The sequence below is a fragment of the Candidatus Krumholzibacteriota bacterium genome, assembly GCA_016931295.1.
Lineage (GTDB): Bacteria > Krumholzibacteriota > Krumholzibacteriia > Krumholzibacteriales > Krumholzibacteriaceae > JAFGEZ01.
Map to the genome: position 1 here is coordinate 1 of JAFGEZ010000025.1, position 14810 is coordinate 14810.

The following is a 14810-nucleotide window of genomic DNA, read 5'->3' on the forward strand; positions in this document are numbered from 1 at the left end:
CGGCAGAAGATCTCGCCGACGACGCCGACGAGCATCGTCTCGTGCCCGAAATCGACGGGAACGCGCCGGAAGCGGTCGCGGCAGGCCTCCATCGCCTCGATTCCGCGGCCGAGCTTGCGGCTCATCGGCACGGTGCGGTCGGCGATCGCCTCGTAGACGATGTCGAGCGAGTCCTCGTGCGCGAGATCCGCGGCGCCGGCCTCGGTCTCGTGCGGGCGATAGAGATGAAGGAGCTTGCGCAGGGCGTCGCTCATCACGAGCCCCCACCAGCCGAGCTTGAGGAGCGGCCCGGCCATCCGGCCGAGCCCGCCGTAGCCGTTCGCGCTCGTCGGCGAGATGACGATGGCCTCCTCCATGCCCATCTCCTCGAGGACGCGCTCGGTGAAGGGCGCGTACTGCCCGAACCGGCAGGGGCCGCCGGCGGTCGGCATGAAGAAGGCCGTCTTCGCCGGATCGAAGCCGGGGCGCTCGGTCACCTTGAGGAAATTGCCGAGCGTCACCCGCGCGGGGAGGCACTCGTCCCCCGAGGTGTGCCGGCCGGCGAGCTCGTACGTCAGCTCGTCGCCCTGGGGCACCACGTCGGCCTCTACCCCGAGATAGCGGAACGCCGCCGCGAGTGCGCGGGCGCCTCCGTAGGACATCCGGGGGATCCAGAGTCGGCGCCCCGAGAGGGGGATGCCGCCGTCTTCCACCATCTGAGCACTCCTTTGCTGTCGAGGTACGCCTCGCAGCGCGTCATCACGCCGGCGTCGTTCCCGTGTTCGTCGAACTGCAGGGTCAGGTAGGGCCGCACCGCCGCCTTTCCCGCGAAATGCTTGACGTACGAGTCGGGACCGCACTTGAAATTGGTGATGTAGATGAGGTGCAGGTTGTCCCGCTGGCCCGCGTAGCGCGCGGCCTGGAGGATCCTGCGGCCGTAGTTCCAGAACATGTTCCGGTCGATGTCGCGGATGCCGATCCCGTCGACCGGCAAAAAGAAGTAGGGGATGACGTTGGCCCCGTACCGGTCGCGGAGCTTGCCCCCCACGTCGAGGTTCACCTCGCGATCGATCAGGTTGTAGGGCCGCCCGACGAGGACGATCCCCGCCTCGCCCCGCTCCTCGAGCGTGCGGATCGCCTCGCGCCCCGTCGTCTCGAGGTCGCGGCGGAAAAGCCGGAGCGCCTCGAACCCCGCCCGGACGGCGGCGCGGTGGCGGCGGCGGCTGGCGCCGGTTTGCCGGCCGAGCGGCCAGAGCTCGCGCTCGACGAACCGCTTTCCCTCGCGGAAATGGACCGTCGGCGCGAGGATCGTCTCCTCCCTGCCGTCGAGCGCCGGCACGGCGCGGACGACGAAGGGAAGGGTCTGGCCCCACGGGCAGACGTAGGAGTTGATCTCGGGCATGTCCGTCTCGGCGTCGATCACGTTGGGAACGAGGATGGCGTCGAGGCCCTCGCCCACGAGGTGCATGACGTGCCCGTGGGCCACCTGGATCGGGTAGCACGGCTCGGCGACGATCGATTCGAGGCCGAGATGGACGATCGGCTTGTTCGTGCGGGGGCTCACGACCGCCTCGACGCCGAGGGCGGCCAGCCACGCGCCCCAGAAGGGCCAGCGGTCGAAATAGTACATCGCCCGGGGCACGCCGATGCGCCGCAGCTCGCCCGTGGCGGGCGAGCGGTCGATCCGCCCACCGAGGCTCTCCTCGACGAGCGGCAGGGGATCGCGTTCGAGCAGTTCCTCGTAGCGGGCCGTGAGATCGGGAAGGACCGGCTTCCTCGGCACCTTCGCCGCCTTGCGGTACCGGTCGCTGCACTTGTCGCCCCAGTAGGTGCGGTTGCCCTCGACGGTGAACTCCTGGATGTCGCAGTAGTTCGAACAGCCCTTGCAGGTGAACTCCCGTATCGTGTAGTCGATCGCCCCGATATCCCAGCCGCGGAAGGTCGTCTCGAGCCCGAGCGCCGTCATCTTCTCGCGGGCGAGGAGCGCGGCGCCCAGGGCCCCGATGACCCCGTTGTGCGGCGGCACGACGATCTCGGCGCCGAGAACCTCGCTGAAGGCGGCCGCGACGGCGTCGTTGTAGGCGGTGCCCCCCTGGAAGAAGATCGTGTTGCCGATCCGCCGGCCCCGGACGACGCGGTTCAGGTAGTTCTGGACGACCGAATAGGCGAGCCCGGCCACGATATCGTTCTTTCCGGCGCCGCGCTTCATGTACGCCGAGACGTCCTGCTCCATGTAGACGGTGCATCTTTCGCCGAGCCGCAACGGGCGGGCCGAGGAGAAGGCCCGCTCGGCGAACTCGCCGATGATGTTGATGTCGAGCTTCTCCGCCTGTTCCTCGAGAAAGGAGCCGGTCCCCGCCGCGCATGCCTCGTTCATCGTGAAGTCGACGACGATCCCGTCCTCGATGCTGATGAACTTGGAATCCTGGCCGCCGATCTCGAAGATCGTGTCGACCTTCTTGCCGACCATCCGCTCGCCGATCCACGAGGCGCCGGTCTTGTGCGCGGTGATCTCGTCGTTGACGGTGTCGGCCCCGAGGAGCTCGCCGACCAGCTCGCGTCCCGAGCCGGTGGTGCCCACGCCGCGGATGCGCACCTTGCCGCCCATCTCGCTGTCGATCGTCCGGAGCCCCTCGTCGACGACCTCGATCGGCCGAGCCCTGGTGCGCAGGTAGATCTCGCGGATCACCCGGCCCTCGGCGTCGGCGAGGACGAGGTTGGTGCTCACCGATCCGACGTCCACGCCGAGGTAGGCGTCGACGGGGAGCGTCTTGCCCTCGAATGACCACGGCTCGACGCGGTCGCGGAGAAACCGGACACGATCGCGCGAGAGTGGCCGCCACGCGGGGAAGCTTCGCGCGCCCGGCCGCGTGCAGGCGTCGAGGCGTTCGGCGAGCGCGGCGGCGGAGAAACCGGCGACGCCCCCGCGGGCGATGAGGGCCGCCCCGATCGCGCCCATGTAGACGCACCCAGCGGGGATGAAGAAGCTGTCCTCGTCGAGCTCGAAGGCCCCCCTGATCGCATCGGCCACGCCCCGGTTGAGCGCGACGCCTCCGACGAACGCCGTTCGGCCGCGCACCTCCTTGCCCCTGGCGATGTTGCTTTTGAAGTTGCGCGCCACCGCCTCGCAGAGGCCCCGCAGCACCTCCTCGGGCCGGTATCCCTTCTGCTGGGCGTGGATCATGTCGCTCTTGGCGAAGACGCTGCAGCGGCCGGCGATCTTCGGCGCCCGCGAGGTCTCGGCGACGAGTTGCCCGACGTCCTCGATACGGAACCGCAGCCGGCTCGCCTGCTGGTCCATGAAGGAGCCGGTCCCGGCGGCGCAGTCGCCGTTCGTCTCGTAGTCGACGATCCCGATCGTTTCGCCGTCGTTCGAGATCCGGAGGAACTTCGAGTTCTCGCCGCCCATCTCGAAGATGTTCTCGACGTCCGGGTACATCGTCCCCACGCCGACCGCCGCGGCCCGGAACTCGTTCGCCACGGAAATACCGAGGGCTTCCCCGACGAGCGCGGCGGCCGATCCGGTGATCGCCGCCCCGGCGATCTCGCCTGGAGCGAGCCGTTCGAGGAGGCTGCCGAGAAGCGCGGCGACCGCGTCGAGCGGCCGGCCCTGGACGCGGGCGTAGCCGGAGACGCCGATCGCCGTTTCGTCTCCGTTCACCGGGTGATCGTGGATCTCGCGCACGGGGCCGCCCTCCCCGCCCAGGGCTTCCAGCCGTTCACGGGGCCCGACGAGCGCCCATTTCGCGCTCACCGTGCCGACGTCGATGCCGAGCGTGACTCCCATCGTTCCGCCTTCGTCTCCGGAAGGGCGCCCGCCGGGCGTCCCTCCCGCTTTAGTTGTCCCGCGTCTGCCGTCGAATTCCGAGCCGCTCTTCCCGACGACGATTCTACCGCCGCGGACAGAAGAGACAACCGAAAACGGGGAACGGTCGAAAATCGGGGGCGAACGGTCGCTGAAACGGGTCGAACGGCGGATGCGGCGTCCGGTTCGCCGGCGGCCCGCGCCGCCGCGGCGCATTGGCGGGCGACGCAAATCCCTCGCGCCTACCAGTTCAGGCGGCGGCGCAGCTCGCGCGCGTGGGCGCGGCTCAGGGGGATCACCGGCCCTTCCGGCCCGCCCATGCGGAGCCGGGCGCTGCCGTTCGTCCAGGGGACGATCTCGTGTATCGTGCCGAGATTGGCCACGAAGGAGCGGTGGACCCGGACGAAACGCGCGGGGGGCAGCCACGAGAGGAACTCGTCGAGCGAGCGGCAGGCGGCGACGCCCGACGCCGCGGCCGTCACGACGACGACGTCGCCGTCGTCGACGGTCGCGTAGAGGACGTCGTCGAGATCGACCATGACGAGACGCTCGCCGTCGCGCAGGGCGAAACGTTGCGGGACGGCGCCGATCGCCTCGAGCAGCGCCTCGACGTCGGGACGCTGCTCGAGCCCGCGGGCGATGCGCCCGGCGCGCTCGATCGCCTCGCCGAGCCGGTCCTCGTCGATCGGCTTGAGCAGGTAGTCGACGGCGTGTACCTCGAAGGCCCTGACGGCGTATTCGTCGAAGGCGGTGACGAAGACGACGGCCGGCGGATCCTCCATCTCCCGGATCCGCTCGACGACGCTGAAGCCGTCCAGCCCCGGCATCTGGATGTCGAGGAGGAGGAGATCGGGACGCAGGCGGCGGATCGATTTCACCGCGGCCGGTCCGTCGGCCGCCTCGCCGACGACCGAGACGCCCTCGATGCGATCGAGCAGGCGCAGCAGGTCGTGGCGGGCCGGCACCTCGTCGTCGACGACGAAGACGCGCAGGAACTGACGCTCAGGCGCCATGTCGCCTCCTCTCCACGGGGATCTCGATGGCGACGGTCGTTCCCCGCCCGGGGGCGGAATCGATCCTGAATGTCGATTCGCCCGGATAGCCCACCGAGAGGCGCTCCGACACGTTCGAGAGGCCGATGCCCGACCCGCCCGGCCCGCCGAAGCCGACGCCGTCGTCCCGGACGACGATGCAGAGCCGCTCGCCCTCGCGAACCGCCGAGATATGGACCGTCCCGCCCCCGATTTTCGGCGAGATGCCGTGCCGGACCGCGTTCTCGACGATCGGCTGGAGGATCATGACGGGAACGGGAACGTCCATCGCGCGGGGATCGATCTTTTTCTCGACGCGGATACTCTCCTTGCCGAAACGCGCCTCCTCGAGGCTGAGGTAGTCCTCGATGAATTCGAGCTCGCGGCTGAGCGGCACGAAATCGTCCCCCTGCTGCAGGAGGCGCCGGAGGATCGCCGAGAGCTTGACGAGGATCCAGCGCGTCTTCTCCGGCTGTTCCCAGATGCACGACGTGGCGGCGTTGAGCGTATTGAAGAGGAAATGCGGGTTGATCTGCCGGCGGAGGGCGTCGAAGCGGGCCTGCATCGCCGTCGCCTTCTGCTCCTCGAGGAGCATCTCGACCCGCGTGTTGTTCCAGATCTTGATGGGGATGCCGACGCAGGCGAGCGTCGAGAACCAGACGAACAGCCACATCCACCAGTGCTCCACGCTCACTGCGAAGACGACGGGAGGCGAGGTGCGCTCGGCGACGACGCAGCGGACGACGTCGAGCGAGAGGACGCTGAGGAGGATCACCGCGCGGGGATCGAGCCGCCGCTCGGCGACGAAGACGCGCATCGCCCGGGCGATGTTGCTGAAGGGGATCGGCGAGAAGCCCCAGATCTCCTCGCGGTCGAGGAGGCGGCTCCTGATGAGACCCCCGGCGAGGCCGCCGACCACGAGGAGGGGGAGGGTCGCCCACTCCCCGCGGATCGTCCCCGGCAGACTCACGAAGAACCCCACCGATCCCCCGGGGATGATCCCCCCCATCAAACCGACCAGGAAGACGCCGGCGAGGGAGAGATCGATCCCCTCGTACCCGACGAGCACGCGCACGGCGGCGCCGGCGGTGAGCATGACGCCGAAGAGCACGGCGAGCCACCAGTTCTGGCCGGTCGAGCGCCGATCGAGGAAGATCAGGCGCTTGAAGAAGCTCGATGTGATGAGCACGCCGGAAACGCTCGCCATGATCCCCATCCTGAGCAGCAGGATGAGAAAGGTGAACTGGTCGCCTGTCAACGTGACGCGCGCCATGGGTCTCCTTCCCGTCGGCCCGGAGTATAGCCCGCGACGGCCGACCGCCTCAAGATCTTACCCGGGGACCGTTCCAGACGGTACTTCGGCGCCGGGTCGTCGGGGATGCGTCTCGCCCGCGTGCCGATCGAGGAAGAGGCGCGCATCTTTCTCGAGATCCTCGGCGTGACCGAAAAGGCGGAAGCGTCCGTCCGGGCGGCCGCCGTCTTCACGACCGTTCGCGGCGGCCGCCGCCCGTCGTCCCGCCGCCCGTCGTCCCGCCGCTCTCTCCGCCGCATCGCTCCGCCTCCCTGATCTGCCGCCGGTAGATCCGCCTGATCTCGCCGAAATCATCCGCGTACCGCCCCGTCCGGAAATCGGGGAAGGACCAGTCGAGCGGCCCCCATGCGCCGTCGCGGAAGCAGAGGACGATGTCCGCCCAGACCCCCCGGCCGAGATGGATCTTCTGCGGCCCCTCCTTGTAGGAGGCGAGGACGACCTTGTGGAAATCGAGGTACCCGACGTCGATGTTGACCGCGCGCCGCCCGTTCGCCGCGAGACGGTCTTCCTCGGCCGCCGCCGCGGCCTTCGCCGCCGCGAGGTCCTCGGGAGGCGCGAGCGCGGCGAAGGAGACGATCCGCCGCGAGAGGCCCGCGCCCATCTCGTCGCGATAGTAGTCGGTGAGATCGAAGGGGCGGTCCACCCCGGCGAAATCGACGGCGCCGAAGCGATCGGCGAGCGAGGGGTAGAGATCGCCTTCGAGGTCGACGCCGCCGCCGTGGAGAAGGGCGGCGACGTACTTCACGGGCGCGACGGGGGCCGGTCGCCCCGCTCTCGGGGTCGCCATGTCGACTTCATCCTCTCGATCAGCTCTCGCGCCTCGGCGGTGATGCGTCCGGGGATCCCGAACTCCGCCTCGATGCGGCTCTCGAGCCCCTCGCGGATGTTCTCGTTGATCTTCCGCGATCCGGCGAGGAGACGCAGGTGGTGATCGCGTACGTAGAGGTGCCCGCCGTCGGTGAGCCGGGTGAGCTGCAGGGAATGCATCATCGGCAGATCGAAGGAGTCGCGCCAGAACCGCAGGAAGCGCTCCATCGACACGGGTTGCGTCTTCACGCGGTAGCGCCACTTCACCTCGTCGCCGGCGATTGTGTAGAGGTCGTAGCGGTGCGAGCCCCGCGGGCGGAGCTCGACCGTGCCGAAGGGCGCCGCCAGGCGGACGGGACGCCCGGAGAGCTCGACGGGCTCCCCGATGAGATAGCCGGGGTCGACGAGCCAGCGGCGGTCCGCCGCCGCGGCGACGAGCGCGCAATGCACGTTCTCCCGTTTCATGTCGGCCATCACCGGGTAACAGCGGAATCCGAAGGAGGCGAGGATCGCGCCGAGACACCAGGTCAGGGAGAAGCACGTCCCGCCGGTTGCCTCCTCGACGAATCCGCGGACGAGCCGCTCCGGATCGCGGAAGCGTCCGGCCGGCGAGACCGACGCGTATTTCGCGATGATCTTGGTGAGGTTCTCGTAGGGAACGGCGGCGAAGCCGGCGACGATCCGGCAGAGGAGATCGATCCCGCCGCTCTCCCGATCGATGCCGGCGTGTCCGGCGAAGAGACGCGCCGCCGCGGCGTCGGGGGGGATGATCGGCGAGCGCGGATCGTCCAGCGGCGCGCCGCCGGGAAGATGTCGTATCGGCTGTTCTCTATTCATATCGTTTCCAACGAGTTGCGGCGCCCCCGCGGCGGCGCCGAGCCCCCCGGAATATACCGCAACACGGTTGACAAGAGCAATGCTTTTACTATATAGTAATCAACCCGTTATACTGCAACGGGCTGACGGCGATCGAGGCGAAGGAAGTTCCCGTTCGGCACCCCAGACGAGGAGGCTCTGCCTTGAAGGACCGCATTTCTTTGAAAAAGCTCGAGTTCGGACCCCGCCGCGCGTTCTACGCGGAAATCGGGCCCTCGCTCGACAGGTTCGACATCTCCGACGAAGTCGTGAAGATGTACGAGGACTACGACCTCATCTACCGCACCCTCTGCGGCATCCTCTACAACTACGTTCCGAAATCGGGTCATCCCGGCGGCAGCATCTCCTCCGGCCGCATGGTCGCCGGACTGCTCTTCGACACGATGAGCTATCGCATCGGCGATCCCGAGTGCCTCGAGGCCGATCTCATCTCCTACGCCGCCGGGCACAAGGCGATGGGTCTCTACGCGATGTGGGCGCTGCGCAACGAGTGCGCGCGCGTGGGCAAACCGGACCTGCTGCCGGACGAGAAGTTCCAGCTCCGGCTCGAGGACCTCATCGGCTTCCGGCGCAACCCGACCCAGGAAACGCCGCTCTTCAGGAAATTCAGGGCAAAGCCCCTCGACGGCCACCCGACGCCGCAGACCCCCTTCGTCAAGCTCTCCACCGGCGCCTCGGGCGTCGGCATCACGACGAGCTTCGGCCTGGGGTTCGGCGCGATGGACACCTTCGGCGCCGCGGCGCCGTGGGTACACGTGATCGAGGGCGAGGGCGGGATGACCCCGGGGCGCGTCGCCGAGGCCCTGGCGACGGCCGCCACCGCACAGCTCTGGAACCTCGTGCTGCACGTCGACTGGAACCAGGCGTCGATCGACTCCAACGCCGTCTGCCGCGACGGGGAAACGCCCGGCGAATACGTCCAGTGGAACCCGATCGACCTCTGCTACCTGCATGACTGGAACGTGATCTACGTCGAGGACGGCACCGACATGCGCCAGGTCCTCGCCGCGCAGATGGTCGCCACGGACCGGGTCAACGACCAGCCGACGGCGATCGTCTACCGGACGACGAAGGGCTGGCAGTACGGGATCGAGGGGCGCAAGTCGCACGGCGCCGGCCACGATTTCTGCTCCGACGAGTTCTACGCGACCCTGAAACCGCTCGAGGAGCGCTTCGGCGTCGAGTTCCCGCGCTTCACCGAATGCGACACCACGGCGGAGAATATCGAGAAGAACTTCTGGGACGTCCTCCTCACGCTGCGCGCGCTGCTCGAGGAGCGGAAGGAGATCGCCTCCTTCTTCGCCGACCGGCTCGGCGCCGCCGACAAACGCCTCACGAAGCTCGCCCGCGAAAAGCGCGAGGGCGTTCCCGATCTCGGCGTCGTCTACACCGACGGGATCTCGGCCGAGACGATCCCCGACGAGCTCGTCTACAAGCCGGGCTCCGGCCAGACGCTCCGCGCCGCCCTCGGCGAGACGCTCGGCTACCTCAACCGGAAAACCGGGGGCGCCTTCCTCGGCGCCGCGGCCGACCTGCTCGGTTCGACGAGCATCAACAAGCTCGCGGCCGGTTTCGATCCGGGCTTCTACAACGCCGTCTCCAACCCGAACGCGCGGCTGATCGCGACGGGCGGGATCTGCGAGGACAACATGGGCGGCTTCATGGCCGGCGTCTCGACCTACGGAACGCACATCGGCGCCGGCTCCTCGTACGGGGCCTTCATCGCCGCCCTCGAGCACATCACCGCCCGGCTCCACGGCATCGGCCAGCAGGCGCGGTTCAACTTCCTCGGCGAGCCGTACCGCCCCTTCGTCATCGTCTGCGCCCACGCCGGGCTCAAGACGGGCGAGGACGGACCCACCCACGCCGATCCGCAGGCCCTCCAGCTCCTCCAGGAGAACTTCCCGGCCGGGGTGTGCATCACCCTCACCCCGTGGGATCCGCAGGAGCTCTACCCGATGTTCATCGCCGCCCTGAAGAAGCGTCCGGCGGTCATCTGCCCCTTCGTCACGCGGCCCACCGAGAAGATCTACGATCGCGCCGCGATCGGCCTGCCGCCGGCGACGGCGGCGATCAAGGGGATCTACGCGATGCGCAGGGCCGACCCCGCGAAGAAGCCCTACCACGGCACGCTGGTGCTCCAGGGCAGCGGTGTGACGAACACGTTCGTCGAGGAGGTCCTGCCGAGGATCGACGAGGCGGGACTCAACATGAACGTCTTCTACATCGCGAGCGCCGAGCTCTTCTCCATGCTTCCCGACGCGGAGCAGGACGCCATCTTCCCGCCGGAGCTCGCCGCCGAGGCGATGGGCATCACCGGGCTCACCCTGCCGACGCTCTACCGCTGGGTCACCTCGCGAGAGGGGCGTCGCCGCTCGGTGCACGCCTTCCGCAAGGGGCACTACCTCGGCAGCGGGCAGGCGCACAAGGTGCTCGAGGAAGCCGAGCTCCACGGCGACGGCCAGTGGAAGGCGATCAGCGAATACGCCGACCTGGTGGCGAAGGGCGGCAAGTAGCCTCCCCCTCGACGGAAAAAGGAACGGGCCGGCGGTCGTTTCCGCCGGCCCGTTCAACGGGATCGTTCCCCTGACAGTCTCCCGTTACCGTTCGTCGATCTTGACGTCGTAGGCGTCGTCCGCCGTCTCGTTCCCGATCGATTCCATCAGGAACTCCACGGCCTTCTCGAGCTGGAGATCCCTTCCGGCGATCTCCGATTCGGGGGTGTTCTCGACGTGGATGTCGGGAATCGCGCCCCGGCTCTCGAGCTGCTCCCCGGTGCTCTTCTTCCAGATGCCGATGAACGTCTTGCGGATATACCCGCCGTCGATGAGGTAGTGCGGCGTCACCGCGATGACGAACCCGAGGGTCGGGACGCCGATCACGGTGCCGAGCCCGCGCTCCTTGACGGCCGCGGGGAAGACCTCGGCGTCGGAGTACGAGTACTCGTTGATCAAAACGACGATCTTGCCGGTGAAGACGTCGTCGGGCCGGTAGATCGGGCTTTCGCCCCTCGACTGCTGCACCTGGTAGGGCTGGCGCTCGAGGTAGTCGATGATGCGCGAATCGATCGAGCCGCCGCCGTTGTACCGGACGTCGATGATGATCCCGTCCTTGTAGCGGTACTGCTCGAACTTCTCGCGGAACTCGACCCACCCGGAGGTGGACATGTCGGCGAGATGCATGTAGCCGATCCGGTCGTCGCTCTTCTCGTCCACCCAGGCGGTGTTTCCGTCGACCCAGTCATTGTACCTGAGCGTGATGTCGTGGTTGATCGGGTCGACCTTCGTCTCGATCGCGCCCTTCAGCGTCGGCCGGTCGTTCGTCGTGATCGTGATCTTGTTGCGCGTCTTGCCGACGAAATGCGTCCAGGGATTCTCGCCGGGCTCGAGGACGTGCCCGTCGACGGCGAGCAGGTAGTCCCCCTCCTTGACCTCGACGTAGTCGGCGTCGAGCGGGGAGACGGCCCTCGTGGAGAGGTTGTCCGCCTTGAATATCTTCTCGATCCGGGGCAGCCCGCTCTTCTCGTCGAGAACGAGCTTCGCGCCGAGGTAGCCGAAGGACGCCGTCGGGGGTCCGGTCATCTCGCCGCGGCCGACGCCCTGGTGCGAGGCGTTGAGCTCGCCGACCATCTCGGTCATGAGCTCGTTGAGCTCCTGGCGCGTCGACACGTGGGGCAGCAGGGCCGTGTAGTACTCGCGGATCTCGTCCCAGTCGACGCCGTGCGTGTTCGGATCGTAGAAGTGGTACTTCACGACCCGCCAGCCCTCGTTGAAGATCTGGCGCCACTCGGCGAGACGGTCGAGCCGCATCTCCGTCTTCTTGCGGATGTCGAGCGCGCCGTTCTCCTCGTCGTCGTCGGCGGCGGCCTTCTTGCCGGGAGCCTTCGAGCCGACCTTCATGATCCTGAAGTTGCTGCCGTCCCAGTAGGCGAGCTTCGTGTTGTCGGCGGAGAGATCGTACGAGACGATCGACGAGGCCACCTTCTTGCTCTTCAGCTTCTCGAGATCGAACATGTAGAGATCGTAGGAGACACGGAAGAGCATCCGCGTGGCGCCCATGATCTGGTAGTAGTAGTACCGCTCGGTCGCCTGGACGTTCTGCAGGCCGCGGCCGCCGGTCTTCGGGATCCGGCGGATACGGTCCTCGAGGCCCGTGAAGTCGATCTTGACCTCGACCTTCTCCTTCTTCTTGTCCTTCTTGTTTTTTCGGCCCTTCTTGCCGTCGTCGTCGGCGGCGTCGTCATCGGCGTCCCCGTTCGCATCGTCATCGTCGGCGCCGTCGATCGCCTCCTCGTCGTCGTCGAAGACGAAGGGCTCCTCCTCCTCGGGCATCAGGCTCGTCCGCACGAGGGCCCGGCCGCCGCGCATCCGCTCGGTGATGAAGAGGAGGTACTTGCCGTCGGGCGTGAAGTAGGGTTCGGTGTCGTCGGCGAGATGGGTCGTCACCTGGTGGTGCTTGCCCGTCTTGACGTTGTAGAACCAGATGTCGCGCGCCCGGTTGCGGCGCGCGAAATCGTAGGCGATCCACTTGCCGTCGGGCGACCAGTGGTAGGTCTGGATGTCGCGATGCTCGTTCCGGTTGATCAGCACGGGGCTGCCGCCGTCGATGTCGAGCATGTAGAGGGCGTTGTCCTCGGTGCCGTAGAGGAGCCGGTCGCTCTCGGGGGACCACTGCAGCCCCGTCTTGAAATGGCCGGAGGAGGTCAGTTTCTTCTCCGGTTCGCGGCCCATCTGGTCGATGAGGTAGACCTCGTCGTCGCCGGTCCTGTCCGAGACGTAGGCGATCCACTTGCCGTCGGGCGACCACGCGGGATTCCGGTCGCGCGAGCCGGAGCTCTCGGTGAGGTTCCGCACGTCGCCGTGTTCGGCAGGCGCCGTGTAGATCTCGCCGCGCGCCTCGAAGGCGATCCGCTTGCCGGTCGGCGAGATCTCGAAGGAGCTGAGGTGCTCGAGCGGATTCACCCAGGAGACTATATTCTCGCGGAAATCGCTTTCGGCGTACACGACGACCTCGCGGGCCGCCCCGGAGGCCGTATCGAGCGTCCAGAGCCGGTGATCGCGCTCGAAGACGATCCTCGAACCGTCGGCGCTCATCGAGGGCCACGTGATGCCGTGCGCGTCGTAGTGGGTCACCTGCGTCGTCTCGCCGCTCTCCGTGTCGATGAAGAAGAGGTTGGAGACGCCGCCGTCGCGGTCGGAGACGAAGTAGATGCGGGTTCCCGTCCACATCGGCCAGGAGTCGTTCCCCTCCCAGTCGGTCAATTTGTCGAAGGACTTCGACGCGATGTCGTAGACCCAGACGTCCGTGTTGGCGCTCCCCTTGTAGCGTTTCCACCACCAGAACCGGTCGGAGTGGCGGTTGAGGGCGATCTTCGTGCCATCGGGCGAGAAGGAGCCGAAGCTCGCCTTCCCGAGGCCGAGATCGACCGGCATGCCGCCGCCGGCCGGCACGCTGAAGAACTGCTTGAAGAAACGGATGAAGCTCTCGCGGGTGGAGGAGAAGACGATGCGCGAGCCGTCCCTCGTCCACATGACGGGCCGGCCGCCGGCGCTCTCGAACGTGAGCTGCGTGGGCATGCCGCCCCCGGCGGGCATGACGTTCAGCTGGTTGCGCCGCTCGTTGTGATCGCCCGAGAAGGCGATCATCGTGCCGTCCGGCGAGAACTTCGGGTAGTCCTCCGTGCCCATGTGGACGGTCAGGCGCCTGGCGACGCCGCCCTCCGGCGGCACGAGCCAGAGGTCGCCCTGGTACACGAAGACGATGCGCCCGTCGTCGGCGATGTCGGGGCGGCGCATCAGGCGGAGGGGGTTTCCCCCCGGCGAGGCTGCCGCATCGCACGCGACGAGCGTGGAGACCGCCGCGAGCGCGATCGCGGCGAACAGGAAGCGTCGAAACATATCCTCAACCTTTCTCCCCCGAACGGGGGGCGGAACCGCCGTGTGCCCGGTATCGTATTCAATTTACAGATAGTTGCCGTCTTGAACAAGCGTCTGTCACGGTACCCGCCTCAAATGAGCCGATACCCCCATTGTCGCGCGCCCGGGCGACGCGCGGGAAAAAGGGGGGCGGCAACGCCTGCCGCCCCCCGATGCGTACAGCCGTGCGACGAACCCCGTCCGCGCTAGCGGAGGAGGATCATCTTCCTGGTCATCTCGTTCGCGCTCGTCTTGAGCTTGTAGAAATACACGCCGGAGGCGAGGCCGTTCGCCCTGAAGCTGACGTTGTAGTCGCCGGCCTTCATCTCCTTGTCGAGCACGGTGGCAACGAGCCGACCCGCCACGTCGTAGACGTTCAGCGACACGCGATCGTCACGGTTGATCGAGAAGCTGATCGTCGTCGCCGGGTTGAACGGGTTCGGGAAGTTCTGCTGCAGGACGAAGGGCAGGCTGACCGGCGTGTCATTGCCGGTGGCCGCGTCGTCGCGGCTGTAGACGAACCCGTCGTCGCAACCCACGAACAGGAGCCCCGTGGATTTCTGCAAATAGGCCTCGTTGGCGTCGAGGACGGTCGGCAGCGCGATGTTGTTCCAGTTGGCGCCGCCGTCGTCCGTGTAGTAGACCGCCCCGTTGTCGACCGCCAGCCAGCCGAAGTTCGGCTCGCTGAAGTAGACGTCGTAGATCGTCACCGACGCCGGCGAGGTCTGGCTGACCCAGTTGACGCCGCCGTTGGTCGTCTTGAGGATCATCCCGCCGTCGCCGACCGCGAAGCCGGTGGTGGCGGTGGTCATGTGCACGTCCTCGATGTCCGACGAGGAGGTGCCCAGGTCGACCGTGCCGGCCGTCCAGGTGGCGCCTCCGTCGGTGGTGTAGAACGCGGCGATGTCGTCGCCGAGCGCCACCCCGACGAGCGGGTTGTCGGGAGCGAACGAGCAGGCGTTGAGCTGCGTGCTGGAGACGTTCCAGTGGACGCGGGTCAGCGTGACGCCGCCGTCATCGGTCGTCCAGATCGCATCCTCGCTGTCCTGCTCGCCCACGAGCACGCCGTTGAGCGGGTCGAACCA

Annotated in this window: 9 protein-coding genes; 1 reads left to right on the forward strand and 8 read right to left on the reverse strand. The window is 67.6% G+C overall.

The features are described 5' to 3' along the window. The 6 genes from JW876_06910 to JW876_06935 form a co-directional block, all read right to left on the reverse strand. A partial coding sequence (locus tag JW876_06910; GenBank protein MBN1885231.1) for a CoA protein activase occupies nt 1-578 on the reverse strand: 578 nt, incomplete at its 3' end. A gap of 8 nt (nt 579-586) precedes the next feature. After that, nucleotides 587-3766: a hypothetical protein gene (locus JW876_06915; protein MBN1885232.1), complete on the reverse strand. Its 3180-nt coding sequence runs from the start codon at nt 3764-3766 to the stop codon at nt 587-589. A 260-nt stretch (nt 3767-4026) separates the two neighbouring features. After that, a complete protein-coding gene (locus tag JW876_06920; GenBank protein ID MBN1885233.1) occupies nt 4027-4797 on the reverse strand; it encodes a response regulator transcription factor in 771 nt (256 codons plus the stop codon). Beyond that, nucleotides 4787-6088: a histidine kinase gene (locus JW876_06925; GenBank protein MBN1885234.1), complete on the reverse strand. Its 1302-nt coding sequence runs from the start codon at nt 6086-6088 to the stop codon at nt 4787-4789. Before JW876_06925 ends, JW876_06920 begins: the two co-directional genes overlap by 11 nt. A 208-nt stretch (nt 6089-6296) precedes the next feature. Continuing rightward, nucleotides 6297-6914, reverse strand: coding sequence for a DUF4416 family protein (locus JW876_06930; GenBank protein ID MBN1885235.1), 618 nt, complete (start codon nt 6912-6914; stop codon nt 6297-6299). Further along, a complete protein-coding gene (locus JW876_06935; GenBank protein ID MBN1885236.1) occupies nt 6869-7771 on the reverse strand; it encodes an arylamine N-acetyltransferase in 903 nt (300 codons plus the stop codon). Before JW876_06935 ends, JW876_06930 begins: the two co-directional genes overlap by 46 nt. A gap of 182 nt (nt 7772-7953) precedes the next feature. On the opposite strand from JW876_06935, the gene JW876_06940 reads away from it, so the two are divergent. Beyond that, the gene (locus JW876_06940) at nt 7954-10326 is read left to right on the forward strand and encodes a hypothetical protein (GenBank protein ID MBN1885237.1); all 2373 of its coding nucleotides are present in this window, start codon (nt 7954-7956) and stop codon (nt 10324-10326) included. 84 nt (nt 10327-10410) lie between these two features. On the opposite strand, the gene JW876_06945 is transcribed toward JW876_06940, so the two are convergent. Both JW876_06945 and JW876_06950 read right to left on the reverse strand, forming a co-directional pair. Then, a complete protein-coding gene (locus tag JW876_06945; protein MBN1885238.1) occupies nt 10411-13707 on the reverse strand; it encodes a PD40 domain-containing protein in 3297 nt (1098 codons plus the stop codon). A gap of 224 nt (nt 13708-13931) precedes the next feature. Continuing rightward, a partial coding sequence (locus JW876_06950; GenBank protein MBN1885239.1) for a T9SS type A sorting domain-containing protein occupies nt 13932-14810 on the reverse strand: 879 nt, incomplete at its 5' end.

What these genes read in the sequence shown, in the direction of transcription:
- JW876_06915 (MBN1885232.1), bottom strand. Translation starts at nt 3,766, where the DNA reads ATGGGAGTCACGCTCGGCATCGACGTCGGCACGGTGAGCGCGAAATGG.
- JW876_06920 (MBN1885233.1), bottom strand. Translation starts at nt 4,797, where the DNA reads ATGGCGCCTGAGCGTCAGTTCCTGCGCGTCTTCGTCGTCGACGACGAG.
- JW876_06945 (MBN1885238.1), bottom strand. Translation starts at nt 13,707, where the DNA reads ATGTTTCGACGCTTCCTGTTCGCCGCGATCGCGCTCGCGGCGGTCTCC.
- JW876_06935 (MBN1885236.1), bottom strand. Translation starts at nt 7,771, where the DNA reads ATGAATAGAGAACAGCCGATACGACATCTTCCCGGCGGCGCGCCGCTG.
- JW876_06925 (MBN1885234.1), bottom strand. Translation starts at nt 6,088, where the DNA reads ATGGCGCGCGTCACGTTGACAGGCGACCAGTTCACCTTTCTCATCCTG.
- JW876_06930 (MBN1885235.1), bottom strand. Translation starts at nt 6,914, where the DNA reads ATGGCGACCCCGAGAGCGGGGCGACCGGCCCCCGTCGCGCCCGTGAAG.